The sequence below is a fragment of the Tabrizicola sp. T46 genome (genome assembly GCF_057219895.1).
The window spans coordinates 38252-55534 of sequence record NZ_JBXVVV010000003.1; the positions used below are offsets into that span (position 1 = coordinate 38252).

20 protein-coding genes, 1 tRNA gene and 2 pseudogenes are annotated in these 17283 nt (G+C 65.0%); 15 read left to right on the plus strand and 8 right to left on the minus strand.

The features are described 5' to 3' along the window. The first annotated feature begins 81 nt into the window (after positions 1 to 81). Positions 82 to 1008, plus strand: a complete 927-nt coding sequence (locus AC2D9V_RS13055; RefSeq protein WP_484714531.1) for a lysophospholipid acyltransferase family protein — start codon at positions 82 to 84, stop codon at positions 1006 to 1008. 7 nt (positions 1009 to 1015) lie between these two features. Here AC2D9V_RS13055 and AC2D9V_RS13060 read toward each other — a convergent pair whose 3' ends face one another. Next, positions 1016 to 1525 carry a Hint domain-containing protein gene (locus AC2D9V_RS13060; protein ID WP_484714532.1) on the minus strand — a complete coding sequence of 170 codons (510 nt, stop codon included), beginning with the start codon at positions 1523 to 1525 and terminating at the stop codon, positions 1016 to 1018. Positions 1526 to 1720: 195 nt separating this feature from the next. Between AC2D9V_RS13060 and AC2D9V_RS13065 the strand changes: the two genes are divergently transcribed. Continuing rightward, positions 1721 to 1805, plus strand: a tRNA-Leu gene (locus AC2D9V_RS13065). Positions 1806 to 1808: 3 nt separating this feature from the next. Here the strand turns inward: AC2D9V_RS13065 and AC2D9V_RS13070 are convergent. Beyond that, positions 1809 to 2891: a Hint domain-containing protein gene (locus tag AC2D9V_RS13070; protein WP_484714533.1), complete on the minus strand. Its 1083-nt coding sequence runs from the start codon at positions 2889 to 2891 to the stop codon at positions 1809 to 1811. A gap of 255 nt (positions 2892 to 3146) precedes the next feature. On the opposite strand from AC2D9V_RS13070, the gene tig reads away from it, so the two are divergent. Beyond that, the gene (tig, locus tag AC2D9V_RS13075) at positions 3147 to 4481 is read left to right on the plus strand and encodes a trigger factor (RefSeq protein WP_484714534.1); all 1335 of its coding nucleotides are present in this window, start codon (positions 3147 to 3149) and stop codon (positions 4479 to 4481) included. Between the two features lie 28 nt (positions 4482 to 4509). Here tig and AC2D9V_RS13080 read toward each other — a convergent pair whose 3' ends face one another. The 6 genes from AC2D9V_RS13080 to AC2D9V_RS13105 all read right to left on the minus strand — a co-directional run bounded on the left by AC2D9V_RS13080 (position 4510) and on the right by AC2D9V_RS13105 (position 8526). After that, a complete protein-coding gene (locus AC2D9V_RS13080) occupies positions 4510 to 5451 on the minus strand; it encodes a DMT family transporter (RefSeq protein ID WP_484714535.1) in 942 nt (313 codons plus the stop codon). A gap of 56 nt (positions 5452 to 5507) precedes the next feature. After that, positions 5508 to 6521: a nucleotidyltransferase family protein gene (locus AC2D9V_RS13085; protein WP_484714536.1), complete on the minus strand. Its 1014-nt coding sequence runs from the start codon at positions 6519 to 6521 to the stop codon at positions 5508 to 5510. Between the two features lie 138 nt (positions 6522 to 6659). Beyond that, positions 6660 to 7229 carry a 50S ribosomal protein L9 gene (gene rplI, locus AC2D9V_RS13090; RefSeq protein ID WP_484714537.1) on the minus strand — a complete coding sequence of 190 codons (570 nt, stop codon included), beginning with the start codon at positions 7227 to 7229 and terminating at the stop codon, positions 6660 to 6662. A gap of 12 nt (positions 7230 to 7241) precedes the next feature. After that, the gene (gene rpsR, locus AC2D9V_RS13095; protein ID WP_015920766.1) at positions 7242 to 7469 is read right to left on the minus strand and encodes a 30S ribosomal protein S18; all 228 of its coding nucleotides are present in this window, start codon (positions 7467 to 7469) and stop codon (positions 7242 to 7244) included. Between the two features lie 18 nt (positions 7470 to 7487). Beyond that, entirely contained in the window at positions 7488 to 7958 is a 471-nt protein-coding gene (gene rpsF / locus AC2D9V_RS13100) for a 30S ribosomal protein S6 (protein ID WP_484714538.1), read from the minus strand. 148 nt (positions 7959 to 8106) lie between these two features. Then, positions 8107 to 8526, minus strand: coding sequence for a PACE efflux transporter (locus AC2D9V_RS13105; RefSeq protein WP_484714539.1), 420 nt, complete (start codon positions 8524 to 8526; stop codon positions 8107 to 8109). Between the two features lie 103 nt (positions 8527 to 8629). On the opposite strand from AC2D9V_RS13105, the gene fabD reads away from it, so the two are divergent. The 12 genes and pseudogenes from fabD to cysE all read left to right on the plus strand — a co-directional run bounded on the left by fabD (position 8630) and on the right by cysE (position 17276). Then, complete coding sequence (fabD, locus tag AC2D9V_RS13110) at positions 8630 to 9559, plus strand: ACP S-malonyltransferase (protein WP_484714540.1); 930 nt, start codon at positions 8630 to 8632, stop codon at positions 9557 to 9559. An 81-nt stretch (positions 9560 to 9640) separates the two neighbouring features. Beyond that, positions 9641 to 10378, plus strand: coding sequence for a 3-oxoacyl-[acyl-carrier-protein] reductase (gene fabG / locus AC2D9V_RS13115; RefSeq protein WP_484714541.1), 738 nt, complete (start codon positions 9641 to 9643; stop codon positions 10376 to 10378). A 158-nt stretch (positions 10379 to 10536) separates the two neighbouring features. Further along, positions 10537 to 10770, plus strand: coding sequence for an acyl carrier protein (locus tag AC2D9V_RS13120; RefSeq protein WP_103256210.1), 234 nt, complete (start codon positions 10537 to 10539; stop codon positions 10768 to 10770). A gap of 265 nt (positions 10771 to 11035) precedes the next feature. Continuing rightward, positions 11036 to 12295 carry a beta-ketoacyl-ACP synthase II gene (gene fabF / locus AC2D9V_RS13125; protein ID WP_484714542.1) on the plus strand — a complete coding sequence of 420 codons (1260 nt, stop codon included), beginning with the start codon at positions 11036 to 11038 and terminating at the stop codon, positions 12293 to 12295. A 2-nt stretch (positions 12296 to 12297) separates the two neighbouring features. Further along, positions 12298 to 13476, plus strand: coding sequence for an endolytic transglycosylase MltG (mltG, locus tag AC2D9V_RS13130; protein ID WP_484714543.1), 1179 nt, complete (start codon positions 12298 to 12300; stop codon positions 13474 to 13476). 193 nt (positions 13477 to 13669) lie between these two features. Further along, the gene (locus tag AC2D9V_RS13135; protein WP_484714544.1) at positions 13670 to 13999 is read left to right on the plus strand and encodes a permease; all 330 of its coding nucleotides are present in this window, start codon (positions 13670 to 13672) and stop codon (positions 13997 to 13999) included. Then, positions 13893 to 14969: pseudogene (locus AC2D9V_RS13140) on the plus strand (DNA-packaging protein); the annotation flags it as partial. The gene AC2D9V_RS13135 and the pseudogene AC2D9V_RS13140, both read left to right, overlap by 107 nt. Next, a pseudogene (locus AC2D9V_RS13145) lies at positions 14963 to 15070 on the plus strand (phage tail tube protein); the annotation flags it as partial. The pseudogenes AC2D9V_RS13140 and AC2D9V_RS13145, both read left to right, overlap by 7 nt. Then, positions 15070 to 15390, plus strand: coding sequence for a gene transfer agent family protein (locus AC2D9V_RS13150; protein ID WP_484714545.1), 321 nt, complete (start codon positions 15070 to 15072; stop codon positions 15388 to 15390). The pseudogene AC2D9V_RS13145 and the gene AC2D9V_RS13150, both read left to right, overlap by 1 nt. Further along, positions 15387 to 16106 carry a phage tail assembly chaperone gene (locus AC2D9V_RS13155; RefSeq protein ID WP_484714546.1) on the plus strand — a complete coding sequence of 240 codons (720 nt, stop codon included), beginning with the start codon at positions 15387 to 15389 and terminating at the stop codon, positions 16104 to 16106. Before AC2D9V_RS13150 ends, AC2D9V_RS13155 begins: the two co-directional genes overlap by 4 nt. A gap of 1 nt (position 16107) precedes the next feature. Next, entirely contained in the window at positions 16108 to 16392 is a 285-nt protein-coding gene (locus tag AC2D9V_RS13160) for a DUF7742 family protein (protein WP_484714547.1), read from the plus strand. 77 nt (positions 16393 to 16469) lie between these two features. Beyond that, a complete protein-coding gene (gene cysE, locus AC2D9V_RS13165; protein WP_484714548.1) occupies positions 16470 to 17276 on the plus strand; it encodes a serine O-acetyltransferase in 807 nt (268 codons plus the stop codon). The last annotated feature ends 7 nt before the right edge of the window (positions 17277 to 17283 follow it).

Consider the following 17283-nt stretch of genomic DNA (forward strand, 5'->3'; position numbering starts at 1 on the left):
GGCGCGCGAAGGTAGGCTGACATTCTCTTGTGATGAAACGGTTGCAGGATCGAGGTCGATACATGCCCCAAGGGACCCCAGATGGCCGAAAGCTCGCTTACCCATCCAGACCACGCTCCGGCTGACTTCGCGGGGTCCGACGCCCCGGCGGCCGTCCGCTTCACCTATTCCCACCCCCGGCAAAGCCGCTTCCGCCGTAGTCTGATCCGGTCGGTCGAGCGGCTCAGCGGGCGGGACATGTTGCAGGCCCTCTACCTCGACTGGGCGCGGAACGGGCGGCGGCAGGACGAGACTGTCTTTGCCGCGGCTTTGCGGCTTCTGGACGTCACGCTGGACCGGCGCGGCTTCGATCCTGCCCGGATCCCCCGCGAAGGCGGGCTTCTGATCGTCGCCAACCATCCTTTCGGCATCCTTGACGGACTGGCTATGGGTCAGCTTGCGATGGAACTGCGCGGGAACGTGCAGATCCTGACGAACAGCCTACTCTGCCAGGTCCCCGAGATCGCACCGCATCTTCTGCCCGTCGACTTCTCGGGAACGCCCGAGGCGCGACGGCTGACCAGCGCCACCCGGCGCCGGGCGGTGGACCTTCTGGCCGCCGGAAAGGTCGTGGTGATGTTTCCCGCCGGGGGAATCGCGACGGCCAATGCCCCGGTCATCGGGCGGGCCTGCGACGCGGAATGGCACCCCTTTACCGGCCGCCTGGCGACGATCCCCGGCGTGACGACGCTGCCGGTGCATTTCCAGGGCCAGAACTCGCGTCTTTTCCAGATCGCAAGCCACCTGTCCTATCCGCTGCGGGTGTCGTTGATCTTTCACGAAACCCGGCGGCGGATGGGGCGGCACCTGCCTGTCACGCTGGGAGCTCCGATTGTCTCCCAGGACCTTGAGACCACGCCGCGCGGCGAGGTGGCGAATGTCCTGCGCCGCCGAACAATGGCTTTGGCCGCAGAGCCCCTGTCAGACCCTGACGAGGTCTTTCACTGGCCGCGGCATGTGAAGTGGTAGGCGGGCCTTAGCGGTCCGCTGCGGCGTCCCCGCCGACGCGCTCGGCTGCGGGGCGCTTTGCGGCGACGGCCGGGCAGGCAAGCTCCATCCCTTCGGCCCAGATCACCTCGTCTTCGGCAAAGCGCAGGGTGAAAAGCCGGACAGCGCGCGTCTCGCGCTGCACGAACTCACCATCGGCAAGGCGGGCGCAGGCGACAGCGGCAACTTCGGCGCCGTAAAGGATGCGGGCACGCCAATCGCGCACGATCACCGGCTGGCTCGGACCAAGCACAAGATCGGCATCGGGACGGTCGAAACCCAGCGTGCCTGCCTTGACCCGCACGACATCCAGCGCGCGGGACTGGCGGACCGAGACCGCCACCAGCCGCCGGGCGCCCGAGCGGGTGACGATCCGGTCACCGGGTTGCAGGTATTCAACGGGCAGAACCCCTTCCAGCGTTCGGACGCGGGTGCCGGCAGCCATTCCTGTGACCGGCAGGATCGCTGCCAGCCCTTCGGGTTCCGAAATCCTTCTCATGGCGTCCATCGCACGACCCGGCTATCTTTGTTTGCCGGACCTTCTCACCGGTTTGTGACCGTCCTTCGGATGGCCTGCGTTCATTTCGGGGCAGTTGTGACCTTATCGCGCTGCGGTTGTGGCGGGAAAATGGCGGGTGGATTGCCCCTCGCGCCCGCGCAGCGGCTTTGCTAGAAGGCCATGGGCCATCGGTCCGCGGGTGTGGCGAAACTGGTAGACGCACTGGATTTAGGTTCCAGCGCCGCAAGGCATGGGGGTTCAAGTCCCTTCACCCGCACCAGCCCTACAGAAGCAGGCGGCCCTCGCGCACGGTCAGGCAGCCCCGGGCCGCGCCGGCTGACTGCGCAGCATCTGCCTTGGTCATCTCGGGAAGCAGGTCGGCAAGCTCCGCCTTCAGCGCGGGCGGCAGGTCGGTGCGGGTCAGCCATTCGGGCAGGAGGCTTTCGACCTCGGCGCCCTCGGCGAAGATGATCTCGTGCCGGTCGAAGAGGAGATGAAGGTAGGTCACGCCGTCGGGTAGGTCCGCCAACTGTTCGGCCCGGTCGCCGACCAGCGCAAGCGCCGGGACCAGCAGCTCGACCTCGCCGAACAGAAGCTCGGCCCGCCAGCCGCTGACCAGCAGCCGGTGCTGCGGCGACAGGGTCAGCGGCACCAGGGGCACCCCTTCGCCAAGGGCGTCCGCCGCAATCCTGACCGGCCTGTGCTGTGGCCTTGCCCGAAGGTCGGCAGGCGTCAGCCGCATCCGGCCGATCCAGCGCAGGGGTTGGGGCCCGTGATCCCGTGTCAGCACCAGATCACCCGCCACCAGCGTCTCGACCGCGCGCGGACCCCCGGGCGTGTCGATCAGAGTGCCCGGCGTGAAACAGGGCGGTTCGGCAAAGTTGATATAGGGGTTGGTACCCGGACCCGTCGGCCCTTCGGAGGCAAGCACCACATTGAGGGGCCTTCCGATCGGCGGAAAGCTTCCATCCAACGCCGGCCGGAAGGCCAGCCCCTCGACCGTCGCATAGGCGGGATTGCTGTTGTTGACGTTGTAGCCATAGACCGTCCACTGCCGCGACAGATCCGTCGGGTCGCGCAGGATCAGCCGGTACTCCGCCTCGACCCGTGTGCCCGAGGCATAGGTCACGCCCTCGACAGTCTGCTGCCCGGCCAAGCTTTGGGTGGTGTCGTTGTCCTCGAAATCGAGATCGTTGTCCTCGATGAAGGTCCGCAGGAAGTTCCCGTTGTTCAGGGTGATCTGGCGGTTCAGAAGATGCGTCCCGTCGCCCTGCGTCACCCCATCCAGCCCTGGCCGCCCCCCGGGTGGCGGGGGCGAGATCGAGATATTGGCCTCCTCCAGCATCCAGACGGTGTAGACGGGCATTCAGCTGCAGATCCCTTGCGTGACAGGTGCAGCATCTTGCATGGATGTTGACGAAAGGCAAACTTCCCCAGGTCCTGCTGCCTGAAACTGTTGCGCCTCTGCACGGAAACGTGGCTGTCCCCGGGGGCGGATTACCCCTTTTTTCCCCCAGGATCCTTTGCTATGAGGCGCCCAAACGTCGCCGGGCCACCCGCCCTGCGCCAGTTGCCTATTGCGCAAGACGCGCCCGATTGATCGAGGAAGGACATACTCCCAATGCAGGTCACCCAGACCCTGAACGAAGGCCTCAAGCGCGGCTACACCATCACAGTGACCGCGGCTGAACTGGACGCGAAGGTCCAGGAAAAGCTGCTTGAGGCGCAGCCTGACATCGAAATCAAGGGCTTCCGCAAAGGGAAGGTGCCGCTGGCGATCCTGAAAAAGCAGTTCGGCACCCGGCTTCTGGGCGACGCGATGCAGGACGCCATCGACGGCGCGATGAAGGAGCATTTCGACAAGACCGGCGACCGTCCGGCGCTGCAGCCAGAGGTGAAGATGCAGGGCGGCGAGACCTGGAAGGAAGGTCAGGATGTCGTGGTCGAGATGACCTATGATGCCCTGCCGCCGATCCCCGAGGTCGACGCGGGCAAGATCAAGCTGGAACGCATGATCGTGAAGGCCGATGACAAGGCCGTCGCCGAGGCGCTGGAGAACCTGGCCGGCCAGGTCAAGTCCTACGAGGACCGCAAGAAGGGCGCCAAGGCCAAGGACGGCGACCAGGTCGTGATCGACTTCAAGGGCTCGGTCGACGGTGAGCTTTTCGAAGGCGGCTCGGGCGAGGATTACCCGCTGGTGCTCGGCTCGAAATCCTTCATCCCGGGCTTCGAGGATCAGCTGATCGGGGCCAAGGTCGGTGACGAGGTTTCGGTCAACGTGACCTTCCCGGAAAACTACGGTGCCAAGCACCTTGCCGGCAAGGCAGCGGTCTTTGCCTGCACCGTGAAGGCGGTGAAGGAACCGAAGGCCGCCGAGATCGACGACGAGATGGCCAAGAAATTCGGCGCCGACGACCTGGCCGCGCTGAAGGCGCAGATCGCCGAACGTCTGGAAGCCGAATACAAGGGCGCCGCCCGCGCCGTGATGAAGCGGTCGCTGCTCGACCAGCTGGACGAGATGGTCAAGTTCGATCTGCCGGCGAACCTCGTGGATGCCGAGGCCGCCCAGATTGCCCACCAGCTTTACCACGAAGAGCACCCCGACGATCACGGCCACAACCACGGCGCGATCGAGCCGACCGAAGAGCACAAGGCGCTGGCCGTCCGCCGCGTCCGTCTCGGGCTTCTTCTGGCCGAGATCGGCCGCAAGGCCGAGGTCACCGTGACCGATGCCGAGATGACGCAGGCTGTCCTCGCCGCCGCCCGCCAGTATCCGGGGCAGGAACGCCAGTTCTTCGAATTCGTCCAGAAGAACCAGCAGATGCAGCAGCAGCTTCGCGCGCCGATCTTCGAGGACAAGGTCGTCGACCACATCGTCGGGCTGGCGAAGGTGACCGAGAAAGAAATCTCGAAAGAGAAGCTTCAGAAGGCCGTCGAAGCGCTGGACGAGATGTAAGAGACCGGTCAGGTCCGACAGGGAAAGCTCAGGCCGCGCCTTCGGGTGCGGCCTTCTTCATGTGCGGGGCGCGGATCACCAGCAGGCCCGCGCCGATGATGACCGCGATCCCGACCCAGGCCAGCGTGTCCGGCAGGGTGCCCCAGAACAGCCAGCCCCAGAGCAGGCCCCAGAACATGAAGCTGTATTCGAAGGGGGCCACGGTCGAGGACGGGGCCACCGAATAGGCATAGGTCAGAAGCGAGATGCCGATTGCCGAAATCACGCCGCAGCTTGCCATCAGCATGAGGTCAAAGCCGGATGGCATGACCCAGCCCCGGGTCAGGAAAGCGACCGAAGGATGCGTTGCCCCCGCGAAATGGCCGAAGCCGAAGATCAGGGACAGGACCACGGCGCACAGCAAAAAGCAGACATTGCCCCAGAACGACATCGCCGCCGCCGTCTCGACCTTCGCCATAGGCCGCGCGATGACCATCGACAGGGCATAGCCAAGCGCCCCGATGATCGGCAGCAGGGCGGCAAGCTCGAACCCCTCCGCCCCCGGCTTCACGATCAGAAGCACCCCGGCAAAGCCCATCGCCACGGCGACGGCAGGCACGATGCCCACCCGCTCGCCGAACAGGACGGCGGCGGCCAGGGTGATGAACAGCGGGTTGGTGAAGAAAAGCGCAATGGTGTCGGCAAGGGGCAGGTAGGCGAGGCCCAGGTAATAGGCGGTGTAGGCCGTGAAATTCAGAAGGCCCCGCGCCAGCATCTTCCACCAACCGGGGGTGACGATGGTGAAAAGTGTGCGGTCGAACCACCAGACGATGGCGACATGGAAGGGCAGGGCCGTCAGGCTGCGCAGAAGCATCGCCTGATGCAGGGGATAATCACCCGACAGCAGCTTCAGGATCACGTCCTGGACCGAAAAGATCGCAATGCCCGCGACAAGCGCAAGAATTCCGCGGCGGGTGGCTGAGCTTTGCATGGGTGCAGGCTAGCTGCGTCCTGCCGTTCCGCTGGCTTGACCCCGACAGGCTTTTGTCAAAGCGCGGCAAGCCGGGCTGCCGTCTCGGGCATCCGCTTCAGCGTCGCTGCGATTTGCGCGCGCCACTGGGGACCACGCGCCAGCGCATCTTCATGCGCCTCACGAAGCTCGTCAGGCCGGTCCTCGGCCAGCGCTTCGATCAGGAGAGCGGCCTGGGCGCGGTCTTTCCGTGACTTGATCTGCTCCGGGCCGGCGCGGCGGCGGTCCGCAATGATCAGCTTGTGAATGGCATAGCGTTCGGGCCGGGGTATCTGGACAAGGACGCCGGAACGATAAAGCGCGGCTGCCTTGATCGGTCCTGCGATCAGGAAGTTGAGAAAGTGCAGTGACTGGGCCGCGACCCCAAGTGCCGGCAAATCACGAATATCCTCTTTGGGGCGGAACGACGGCGTCAGGAACTCGACCATCAGATCGGATCGCGTCTGCCGCCATTTCCAGATCGAACGACTGCCAAGTGACGGCACCGGGACGAAGTCCAGCGCCTGGAAGCCTTCGGCCAGCGGCGCCTCCACTTCATCCTCAAGGGCCAGGGACAGGCGTTCGAATTGGGCGATGTCGACATCTCCGGTCTGCGCCAGTTCGTCACCGGGGATCCGGATGCCCAGCTCTCCTTCGTAAAGCCGGAAGGCCTGGGTTCCGACGAGTGTTCCGCCAAGTCTGAAGACACCCAGCCGCTCCATTGTCAAAAGGAGGGAACCGATGGACGCCTCCGTGGTCAGCATACCGGCCGCGCGCAGGGTTCGGACCAGTTCTGTCCGCCGTTGGCTCCGGGCTTGCCTGTCCTTGGCAAGGGCAAGGGTTTGCTTCAGGCGGTCGGCCAGTTCCGGGGTATCCTCGCCGATGTAGGTCTTTCGGACGGTCGAGCCGACCCGATGGACATCGTACCAGTATGCGCGACCATTGCGGGTTTCGCGGGTCGGCGTGCCACGGATGCTCGATGCCTGTTCGTCCTGCAAGCTGCGCAAGAGTTCAAAGTAGGCCGAGTTCGCGATCAGGCTGTGACGGATCATCGTCTTGTACAACAATCAAGAGGTTTGTTGTACATATCTCCATGTACAACAAGGATCAAGATTGTTGTACATATGGATGCAAAAAAAACGCGCCCGGGTTGGCCCGGGCGCGGCTCGCAAATCCCTGACGGGAAAGGCTTATTCGTCCGACGCGGCAGCGCCCACGTCGTCGAACAGTTCGGCGATCTCGAACTCGGCCTGGGCTTCTGCTTCGGCGGCGAGGTCCTGGATCGACTTGCCCGAAGCCTGCAGTTCGGCTTCTTCGGCCGACCGGGCCACGTTCAGCTTGATCTTCACCGCGACTTCCGGGTGCAGCTGGACCGAGACGGTGTGGATCCCCAGTTCCTTGATCGGCTTGTCCAGCGCGACCTGCGCGCGATGCACGGTGAAGCCCGCCGCGGTGGCAGCCTCGGCCGCATCGCGCGGGGTGACCGAACCGTAAAGCGCACCGGCGTCAGACGCCGAGCGGATCACGACGAAGGTCTGGCCGTCCAGCTTGGCGCCGACGGCTTCGGCCTCTTTCCGGGTCTCGAGGTTCGAGGCCTCAAGCTGGGCCTTCTTGGTCTCGAAGGACTTGATGTTCGCTTCGCTGGCGCGGAGCGCCTTGCCCTGCGGCAGGAGGTAGTTGCGCGCATAGCCGTCCTTGACCTTGACGACTTCGCCCATCTGGCCAAGCTTGGCCACGCGTTCCAGAAGGATCACTTGCATGTCATGTGCTCCTTACTTCACGGCATAGGGGAGAAGCGCCAGGAAGCGGGCGCGCTTGATGGCGGCTGCCAGTTCGCGCTGCTTCTTGGCCGAGACGGCGGTGATGCGGGACGGAACGATCTTGCCGCGCTCGGAGATATAGCGCTGCAGCAGACGCGTGTCCTTGTAGTCGATGACCGGGGCATTGTCGCCCGAGAACGGGCAGACCTTGCGGCGGCGGAAGAAGGGCTTGTTCGCCATGATATGTCCTTTCTCAGATCAACGACGCGGGGCGCCGAACGACGGGCGCTCGCCACGGTCGGGGCGGTCGCCGAACGACGGGCGTTCACGGCGTTCACCGCCGAAACCACCACGGTCGCCACCACGATCGCCACGGTCCGAACGCTCGCCATCGCGGTCGCGGTCGTCACGCTTCTGCATCTGGATCGACGGGCCTTCGGCGTGCTTTTCGACGCGGATCGTCAGCACGCGCATCACGTCCTCATGCAGGCGCATAAGGCGTTCCATTTCCTGCACGGCCGCGGCGGGCGCGTCCGACTTCAGGAAGGCATAGTGCCCCTTGCGGTTCTTGTTGATCTTGTAGGCCATGGTCTTCACGCCCCAGTATTCGTTTTCAACGACCTTGCCGCCGTTGTCCGAGAGGACCGTGGAGAAATGTTCGATAAGGCCTTCGGCCTGCGCGTTGGACAGGTCCTGGCGCGCAATGAAGACATGCTCGTAAAGAGGCATGCGGGCTTCCTTCGTTTCAGGGCGGCTTCAAAGGACGGGCGTCAAGACCTCTGCGGCCCGTCCACGAGAGGCATCGCCGGTTCATGGATCTGCAGAGATGGGGCCTTATACAGGCGTTTTCCCGGCGCGCAACCCCTTAGCGGGCGGATCAGCGGGCAGAGTCTGGCAAACCGAAGACCCGGTCGAAGCCCCAGGTAAAGACGTAAGTGTAGACGATGAACACCCCGATAAGCCCGGCCTCGTAGACCAGCGCCTGCCACAGTGACACCTGCAACCACCAGGCCATCACCGGCAAGAGGATCAGCACCAGCCCGCCCTCGAACAGGATCGCATGCGCCGTGCGGCGTGCCAGCGACCGGCCCCTGACCGCCTGCTTCGCCTCCCAGGCCTCGAACAGGGTGTTGAACGCGTAGCTCCAGCACAAGGCAATCGTCGCCGTGATGATCGACAGCGCGAAGGAGGACGCCGGGCTCGCATCAGACACCAGCCAGAGATAGGTCGACACGACCAGGGTCCCCAGGCCTTCGAAACTGACGGCATAGACGATCTTGCGGCGCATGGGCGACATCACGGCCCAGCTAGGACGCCGGGCCGCGCGCGGTCAACCCTGCGCCTGCCCGTTGCGCCGATGGGACGGTCAAGGTAAGCCAAGACGAAACGAGGGGGAAACCATGAGCCGCGCATTCGTCTTTCCGGGGCAGGGGGCACAGACCATCGGCATGGGCCGTGCGCTGGCCGAGGCCTATCCCGCCGCCAGGGCCGTCTTCGACGAGGTTGATACAGCACTTGGCGAAAAGCTTTCCACCCTCATCTGGGAAGGCGACATCGCCGAACTTACGCTGACAAAGAACGCCCAGCCCGCGCTGATGGCAACCTCGATCGCCGCCCTCAGGGCGCTTGAGGCGGAAGGTTTCGGGATCGCCGAGGCAAGCTTTGTCGCCGGCCACAGCCTTGGCGAATACTCCGCCCTCTGCGCGGCGGGGTCGCTGACCCTCTCGGACACCGCGCGCCTTCTCCGCATCCGCGGGCAGGCGATGCAAGAGGCCGTGCCCGTGGGCGTCGGCGCCATGGCGGCCCTCCTTGGCCTCGATTTCGAAGCGGCCACCGCCGTCGCCGCCGAGGCTGCCCAGGGCGAGGTCTGCCAGGCCGCAAACGACAATGATCCCGCGCAGGTCGTCGTCTCCGGCCACAAGGCCGCCGTCGAACGCGCTGTCGAGATTGCCAAGGCCAGGGGGGCAAAGCGCGCTCTGCTTCTGCCGGTCTCCGCCCCCTTCCACTGCGCGCTGATGCAGCCCGCCGCCCATGTGATGGCCGAGGCGCTGGCCGCCGTGCCGATCCAGAAGCCGCGCGTCCCGGTCGTGGTGAACGTCCGTGCCGAGGCGGTCATGGAACCCGACCGGATCCTCGACCTTCTGATCGCGCAAGTGACCGGGTCAGTCCGCTGGCGCGAATCCGTCCTCTGGATGGAAAAGGCCGGCGTGACCGAATTCTGGGAGATCGGAGCCGGCAAGGCGCTGTCCGGCATGATCAAGCGCACCGCTGCCGAAGCGACGACCCGCGCGATCGGCACGCCCGAGGATATCGCGGCGCTGAAAGGCTGAACCGTCGGAGCGGGGGGTTTCACACCCCCCGCACCCCCCCCGTGGGATATTTGTGGACGAAGAATGAAGGAGGGGCAGGTCATGTTCGATCTGACAGGAAAGACGGCACTGGTAACCGGGGCTTCGGGCGGGATCGGCGCGGATATCGCGCGGGTTCTGCATGGTGCAGGGGCGACGGTCGGCCTGTCCGGCACGCGCACCGAACCCTTGGAGGCGCTTGCGGCTGCACTCGGTGACCGCGCCCATGTGCTGCCTTGCAACCTTTCCGACCCCGAGGCGGTCGAGGGCCTTGTGAAACGCGCGGTCGAGGCGATGGGATCGGTCGACATCCTGGTGAACAATGCCGGGATCACCCGCGACGGCCTTGTCATGCGGATGTCGGACGAAGACTGGCAGTCGGTGATCGATGTGAACCTGACGGCGACCTTCCGCCTCTGCCGCGCCGCGATCCGGGGCATGATGAAGGCGCGCTGGGGGCGGATCGTGAATATCTCGTCCGTCGTCGGCACCACGGGGAACGCAGGCCAGGTGAACTATGCCGCCTCGAAGGCGGGGATGGTCGGTCTGTCGAAGTCGCTCGCGGCGGAAGTGGCCAGCCGGGGGATCACGGTGAACTGCGTGGCTCCCGGCTTCATCGAGACGGCGATGACCGACAAGCTGAACGAGGCGCAGCGCGAGGGCATCCTGAAGGCCGTCCCCGCCGGGCGTATGGGCCGGCCGGACGAGATTGCCGCCTCGGTGCTGTATCTCGCCTCGGTCGAAGCGGGATATGTGACCGGCGCGACATTGCATGTGAACGGCGGAATGGCCATGATATAGGGCAGGGAACTGCGGGTCGGGGAAAGGGTTTGCCATGCGGCCCGGCCCTTGCTATAGGCGCGCAGGATTTCGGCGGGGTCATGCCCGGCTGGCAACCGCCCGGGAACGGGCAGAACAAAAGGGCCGGGACGTCCCGTGCCGCAAGCAGAGGAACGGACATGAGCGACATCGCTGATCGCGTGAAGAAGATCGTCGTCGAGCACCTGGGCGTCGAAGAGGACAAGGTTACGGAATCGGCCTCGTTCATCGACGACCTTGGCGCGGACTCCCTCGACACGGTCGAGCTGGTCATGGCATTCGAGGAAGAGTTCGGGATCGAGATCCCGGATGACGCCGCCGAAACGATCCAGACCTTCGGCGACGCGGTGAAGTTCATCTCGGAAGCCGCCTGAGGCATCTTTGCCGTCAGGCAGGACAGCGGGGCATCCTTCGGGGTGCCCTTTTCCATTTGCCGCCTCGTCCCACGTCCCGAATGCTCCAGTGGACAGAAGTTAAGAATTCCTGAATGACCACGAACAAGTATCTGTATTAATTATGTAAATTGATTTTGACCACCGTGGTCACTCCTGTCCTCCGCTGATCGGTCGAGCCACCGGTTGCGCGGCAAAACGGGGGCGTGTATCACCCGGCAAAAGCCTTGTCCTTGGGGAGAGCAGCATGCGTCGCGTCGTGGTCACCGGTCTGGGCATGGTCACCCCCCTTGCTTGCGGGGTTGAAGAGACTTGGAGCCGCCTTCTGGCCGGCCAGTCGGGCGCCGGCCCGATCACCCGCTTCGATCCGGTGAACGTGGTCACCCAGTACGCCTGCGAAATCCCGCGGGGCGACGGGTCGGACGGCACCTTCAACCCCGACGACTGGATGGAACCGAAGGACCAGCGCAAGGTCGACGATTTCATCGTCTACGGGATGGCCGCCGCCGTGCAGGCCGTGCGGGACGCCGGGTGGGAGGACCCGTCGGAAGACGAGAAACTCCGGACCGGGGTGATGATCGGGTCGGGGATCGGCGGGCTGACCTCGATTGCCGAGACGGCAGTGCTGATCAAGGAAAAGGGTCCGAAGCGGGTCTCGCCGTTCTTCATCCCGGGGGCGCTGATCAACCTCATCTCGGGGCACGTCTCCATCCGCTTCGGCTTCAAGGGGCCGAACCATGCCGTGGTGACCGCCTGCTCGACCGGGGCGCACGCGATCGGTGACGCCGCCCGACTGATCCAGTGGGGGGATGCCGATGTGATGGTGGCGGGCGGCGCGGAAAGCCCGATCTCGGAAATCGGGATCGCGGGGTTCAACGCCTGCAAGGCCCTGTCGACGAAGCGGGCCGATGACCCGACGAAGGCCAGCCGCCCTTATGACGCCGACCGCGACGGTTTCGTGATGGGCGAAGGGGCCGGGGTGGTGGTGCTGGAGGAATACGAGCACGCCAAGGCCCGGGGCGCCAAGATCTATGCCGAGGTGCTGGGCTACGGCCTTTCCGGCGACGCATACCACATCACCGCCCCGTCCGAGGACGGCGACGGGGGGTATCGCTCCATGTCGGCGGCGCTGAAGCGGGCCGGGCTGCAGCCTTCCGATATCGACTACATCAACGCCCACGGCACCTCGACCATGGCCGACACCATAGAACTTGGTGCCGTGGAGCGGCTGATGGGGGATGCGGCGGTCGGGGCGGTGATGTCGTCGACGAAGTCGTCGATCGGGCACCTTCTGGGCGCCGCGGGGGCGGTGGAGGCGATCTTCTGCATCCTTGCCCTGCGGGACCAGGTGGCCCCGGCGACGATCAACCTTGATACCCCGGCGGTCACGCCGAAGCTGGACCTTGCCCCCAACACGGCCGTCCGCCGGAAGATCGACGTGGCCCTGTCCAACAGCTTCGGGTTCGGCGGAACCAATGCAAGCCTGATCGTCGGCAAGGTGCGCTGAGGATGTGGCGCGGGGTCGCCTCGAACGCGCTGACGCTGTTCATCGTGATCCTGGTCGCGCTGGCCGGGCTGATCGGCTGGGGGCGGAACGAGTTCGTGAAGCCCGGGCCCCTGACCGAGCCGATCTGCCTGCAGATCGAACGGGGCGCAAGCCTGAGTGCCGTGAGCCGGAACCTTGAGGAACGGGGCGCGATCACCGACGCCCGGATCTTCCGGATCGGCGCAGACTACGGGGACATGGCCGAAAACCTGAAATTCGGCAGCTACATGGTGCCTGCAGGGGCGAGCATGGCGGATGTCCTGGAGGCGATCACCTCGAGCGGACGGTCGACCTGCGGGCGGGACCTGAACTTCCGGATCGGGGTGACGAAGTCCGACATCGTGCTGAGCGAGCTGGACCTGACAACGAACGAATACGTCGAGGTGGTGCGCTTCGATGCCGGGGCCACCACCCTGCCGCCGGAGTATCTGGAGGTCTCCGACGATCCCGCTCTGGTCGTCCGGGTGACGGTGGCCGAGGGGGTGACGAGCTGGCAGGTGGTCGAATCGCTGAAGCTGGCCGATTTCCTGACCGGGTCGCTGGAAACGGTGCCGCCGGAAGGCACGCTTGCCCCCGGAGGCTACGAGCCGGTGCGGGGCAGTGAGAGGTCGGCCCTGATCGCCGAGATGACCGAAAGGCAGTCGGCGATCCTGGCCGAGGCATGGGCGGCGCGGGTGGAGGGCCTTCCCTATGACACGCCGGAAGAGGCGCTGATCATGGCCTCGATCATCGAGAAGGAAACCTCGATCCCCGAGGAGCGGGGCCGGGTGGCAAGCGTCTTCATCAACAGGTTGCAGCAGGGCATGCGGCTCCAGACCGACCCGACGGTGATCTACGGCATCACCAGGGGCGAAGGTGTGCTGGGCCGGGGGTTGCGGCAAAGTGAGCTTCGTCGCGAAACCCCCTGGAATACCTATGTAATCGACGGCATGCCCCCAACGCCGATCGCGAACCCGGGGCGCGAGGCGATCTTTGCGGCCGTCAACCCGGATGTGACGGACTACATCTTCTTCGTGGCCGACGGGACCGGGGGCCATGCCTTTGCGCGGACGCTGGACGAGCATAACGAGAACGTTGCCCGCTGGCGTGCGATCGAGGCCGAGCGCGGTGCCGAGGGCGAGGGCGGCGTTCAGGGCGAGTGAACTGCTTAACGGGAGGTTAAGCCGGAGTACTCTAAGCCATTGATCCAAATCACGTTTCGGCTTGACTTTGCGTCCGGTCCGATGTGGACATTGTGACATGATGAAAGAGGTGTGGAAGCGGCCCGGGGGCAACCCCATGGGGCCGCTTTTTCATTTCGCTTGTGCCGGGGGGTATGGGAGCAGGCGGGGCCAGATGACAGATGGACAAGTAAACGCAGGTCCGACGGATGAGGATGTCCTGGCAGTGGCGGAAGCCCTGTACCGGGAAGCAGCGGTGGAACTTCGCCGCATCATCGGCGCGATCCGCGAGGGTGCATTCGGCGAAGTGAAATCGGCCCAGACGGTGATCCGCGACCTGCGGTCGACCGCCTCGCAAGTGCTGGAGGAAAGGAGCAAGATTGACAAACTCCGCAAACATGGCGCCGGGCAGGTCGGACCCGGTGGAGCGATCGACTTTGACGCAGCCCGAGCTGAAATCGGGCGCCGTCTGGCTTGCCTCCGCGAACGAGGAGGAGGTCAATGAATTCCTGGGTTCATTGGGCGAGAACGCACTGCTTGCCTTGCCCTGGGTCTTCGAGTTCTGGGCCTTGCCGCACCAGTTGCCGCCACGCGGGGCCTGGAAGACGTGGGTGATCATGGGCGGGCGCGGTGCGGGCAAGACACGCGCCGGGGCGGAATGGGTGCGGTCGCGCGTCGAGGGCTCGGGGCCGGAAGATCCGGGACTGGCCCGGCGCGTGGCGCTGGTCGGCGAGACGGTGGACCAGGTGCGCGAGGAGATGATCTTCGGCGACAGCGGCATCCTGGCCTGTTCGCCCCCCGACCGCCGGCCGGAGTGGCAGGCGACGCGGCAACGGCTTCTGTGGCCGAATGGGGCGACGGCCGAGGTCTTTTCGGCCCATGAACGCGAGGCCATGCGTGGCCCGCAGTTCGATGCGGCCTGGGCGGATGAGCTGGGCAAGTGGAAGCGGGCGGGAGAGGCCCGGGACCAGCTTCAATTCGCCCTGCGGCTGGGGAAAAACCCGCAGCAGGTGGTGACGACGACCCCGCGCAACACGAGTGCTCTGAAGGCGGTCCTGAAGAACCCGTCCACGGTTATCACTCATGCCCCGACCGAGGCGAACCGGGCCTATCTGGCCGAAAGCTTTCTGGCCGAGGTCCGGGCACGCTATGGCGGCTCGCGCCTGGGGCGGCAGGAGCTGGACGGGGTGCTGGTCGAGGACGAGTAGGGCGCGCTCTGGACGACCGAGATGCTGGAGCGGGCGCGTGTCGGGACCTTGCCCGAGTTCAGCCGGATCGTGGTGGCGGTCGATCCGCCGGTGACCTCGGGCAAGCAGAGCGACGCCTGCGGGATCGTGGTGGTCGGCGCGGACACGCGGGGCGATCCGCGTGACTGGCGCGCGGTGGTGCTGGAGGATGCAAGCGTGACCGGTGCCTCGCCCGAGGGCTGGGCGCGGGCGGCGCTGGCGGCGATGGAGCGGCATGGGGCGGACCGTTTCAGATCAGCTCGATCGAATGTGCGGGCAGCCACAATGACGAGGCGACCTACGAGATCGCGATGGCCTCGGCCGGTGCCCTGAGTTTCACGGCGCTCTGATGGCGAACCCCTGGGCGGGAGAGGTGGAGATCTGGCTGGACGGCCAGCGCCATGTGGCGAAGCTGACGCTAGGTGCTCTGGCCGAGCTGGAGGACGCGCTTGGGGCGGGGTCGCTGATTGACCTGGTCGAGCGGTTCGAGGCGCGGAAGTTCACTAGCCGCGACGTGCTGGCGCTGGTGGTGGCCGGCCTTCGGGGCGGCGGATCGCATGGCACTGCGGCCGACCTCTTGCAGGTGGAAATTGGAGGCGGGCCGGCCGGGGCCGCACGGGCCGCCGCCGAACTTCTGGCGCGGGCCTTCGCGCTGACGGGCGAGCCATGACGGCGCTCGACTGGCGCGGGCTGATGCAGGCGGGCCTGCACGGGCTGGGCCTCGAGCCGGCGGTCTTCTGGCGGCTGACGCCTGTCGAACTGCGGATCATGCTGGGGAAGGAGCAGATGCTGCCGCCCCTGACACGCGCGCGGCTGCGCGCACTGCGATATCGAGCCGAAAGTCGAACAGAAGCGATACGACGGTCGGGGCATGCCCTGGCGAGCTGGGGGAAGGGGCTGAAGTGCCGTGCGGGAAGTTCCCAAAGTTGGCGGCGCTTCGATCTATGGTGGAACGCCAGCCGACGCTTCGGTGATCCAGGCCATTCAGGCGATCCGCGCCTCGGGCAAAGAGGTGATGTTCTATCCGTTCATCCTAATGGATCAGTTGATGGTGCCGAACTAAGGCCGTATCCCGTCGCGCATTTGCGGGTCAGGGCGGCCTCGGGAGATGATCTGGCGGTTTCCTGGATACGCCGGACTCGCGTCGACGGTGACACATGGCAGACGCTGGAAGTACCCCTTGGCGAAGAAACCGAGCGTTACCTGGTGCGGATTCTGCAAGGCGATAGTTTGCGGGCGGAGTATTCGGTGAGCCAACCGCAGTTTCAATACACCTCGGCCATGCGCCAGTTTGACCTGCAGCCTGGACCTTATCGGATCGAAGTTGCACAGGTCTCGTCCCAGTTTGGACCGGGTCCCTATCGATCGATCGAGGTTCTTGCCTGAAATGCGGGTGGCAACCGTTGCAGAAATCGTGCTTCTAGCGCGGGTTCTCTCCCGGCAATCTCCAGGCAAACGGCTTGCCTCGGTTGCTTCGATCCTTGCTGAAACGGACAGCGCCGACCTTCATCGCCGCGAGACTGGCCGAGCTCATCCCACCTTTGGTGACGGCAGTCTAATGGCGCGGTGCAGCCGGCTCTTTCCGCCTCCGGAACCTCTTGCCGACGACCGGGATTTCTTGACGTGTCTGGCCCTGGCGGCAAACGCGGTGCTTCTTCATTCCGATCAGTGATGAGATGTGCAGCAGAATTGCATGTCGCAAGCGGTTCCGACTGTGCTAAACAGGCGCCAGCACTTGGAGACGTCATCATGTTCGAAGCAAAGCCAAAGGTTTCCGCAATCGATCCCGTGTGGCGTCGCGTATGTGAGGAAGCAGTCGAAGCGATCCGCAACGAGCCTCTGCTTGGCAGCCTTATTCATTCGGGCCTCCTGCACCATGCTACGATGGAGAAGGCGCTGGCCTACCGGTTCTCGCTCAAGCTGGCCTCCGGCGAAATGAGCGAACAGATCCTTCGGGAAATCGCAGATCGAGCCTTTGATGCCGACTCCGAGCTTGGTGCGGCCGCCCGTTCCGACCTCATGGCAGTCTTCGAGCGAGATCCTGCCTGCCACCGCTTCATGCAGCCGCTTCTTTTCTTCAAGGGCTATCAGGCGGTGCAGGCTTATCGCGTAGGGCATTGGCTCTGGCGGGCCGGCCGGATTGACCTTGCCTACTTCGTACAGATGCGGGTTTCCGAGGTTTTCGGAGTCGACATTCACCCTGCAGCCCGGATCGGCAAGGGGATCATGATCGATCACGCCCATTCCATCGTAATCGGTGAAACTGCCGTTGTCGGCGACAATGTCTCAATGCTGCATTCAGTCACTCTTGGCGGAACCGGCAAGGAAGACGGTGACCGGCACCCGAAGATCGGCGACGGTGTCCTGATCGGGGCAGGGGCCAAGGTTCTGGGCAACATCCATGTCGGCCATTGCTCGCGTATCGCGGCGGGCTCGGTGGTGCTTGAAGATGTGCCGCCGAACTCCACAGTTGCGGGCGTCCCCGCTCGGGTCGTTGGCAAGGCCGGTTGCGCCCAGCCGGCCCTGAGCATGGACCAGATCCTGAAGGCTGACTGACCGCGCT

Excerpts from the sequence above, each read along its gene's own strand:
- AC2D9V_RS13120 (WP_103256210.1), top strand. The coding sequence starts at position 10,537 with ATGAGCGACATCGCTGATCGCGTGAAGAAGATCGTCGTCGAGCACCTG.
- cysE (WP_484714548.1), top strand. The coding sequence starts at position 16,470 with ATGTTCGAAGCAAAGCCAAAGGTTTCCGCAATCGATCCCGTGTGGCGT.
- mltG (WP_484714543.1), top strand. The coding sequence starts at position 12,298 with ATGTGGCGCGGGGTCGCCTCGAACGCGCTGACGCTGTTCATCGTGATC.
- AC2D9V_RS13055 (WP_484714531.1), top strand. The coding sequence starts at position 82 with ATGGCCGAAAGCTCGCTTACCCATCCAGACCACGCTCCGGCTGACTTC.
- rpsF (WP_484714538.1), bottom strand. The coding sequence starts at position 7,958 with ATGCCTCTTTACGAGCATGTCTTCATTGCGCGCCAGGACCTGTCCAAC.
- fabD (WP_484714540.1), top strand. The coding sequence starts at position 8,630 with ATGAGCCGCGCATTCGTCTTTCCGGGGCAGGGGGCACAGACCATCGGC.
- AC2D9V_RS13105 (WP_484714539.1), bottom strand. The coding sequence starts at position 8,526 with ATGTCGCCCATGCGCCGCAAGATCGTCTATGCCGTCAGTTTCGAAGGC.
- fabG (WP_484714541.1), top strand. The coding sequence starts at position 9,641 with ATGTTCGATCTGACAGGAAAGACGGCACTGGTAACCGGGGCTTCGGGC.
- AC2D9V_RS13150 (WP_484714545.1), top strand. The coding sequence starts at position 15,070 with ATGGCGAACCCCTGGGCGGGAGAGGTGGAGATCTGGCTGGACGGCCAG.
- AC2D9V_RS13060 (WP_484714532.1), bottom strand. The coding sequence starts at position 1,525 with ATGAGAAGGATTTCGGAACCCGAAGGGCTGGCAGCGATCCTGCCGGTC.
- fabF (WP_484714542.1), top strand. The coding sequence starts at position 11,036 with ATGCGTCGCGTCGTGGTCACCGGTCTGGGCATGGTCACCCCCCTTGCT.
- rplI (WP_484714537.1), bottom strand. The coding sequence starts at position 7,229 with ATGCAAGTGATCCTTCTGGAACGCGTGGCCAAGCTTGGCCAGATGGGC.
- rpsR (WP_015920766.1), bottom strand. The coding sequence starts at position 7,469 with ATGGCGAACAAGCCCTTCTTCCGCCGCCGCAAGGTCTGCCCGTTCTCG.
- AC2D9V_RS13135 (WP_484714544.1), top strand. The coding sequence starts at position 13,670 with ATGACAGATGGACAAGTAAACGCAGGTCCGACGGATGAGGATGTCCTG.
- AC2D9V_RS13080 (WP_484714535.1), bottom strand. The coding sequence starts at position 5,451 with ATGCAAAGCTCAGCCACCCGCCGCGGAATTCTTGCGCTTGTCGCGGGC.
- AC2D9V_RS13160 (WP_484714547.1), top strand. The coding sequence starts at position 16,108 with ATGCGGGTGGCAACCGTTGCAGAAATCGTGCTTCTAGCGCGGGTTCTC.
- AC2D9V_RS13155 (WP_484714546.1), top strand. The coding sequence starts at position 15,387 with ATGACGGCGCTCGACTGGCGCGGGCTGATGCAGGCGGGCCTGCACGGG.
- tig (WP_484714534.1), top strand. The coding sequence starts at position 3,147 with ATGCAGGTCACCCAGACCCTGAACGAAGGCCTCAAGCGCGGCTACACC.
- AC2D9V_RS13085 (WP_484714536.1), bottom strand. The coding sequence starts at position 6,521 with ATGATCCGTCACAGCCTGATCGCGAACTCGGCCTACTTTGAACTCTTG.
- AC2D9V_RS13070 (WP_484714533.1), bottom strand. The coding sequence starts at position 2,891 with ATGCCCGTCTACACCGTCTGGATGCTGGAGGAGGCCAATATCTCGATC.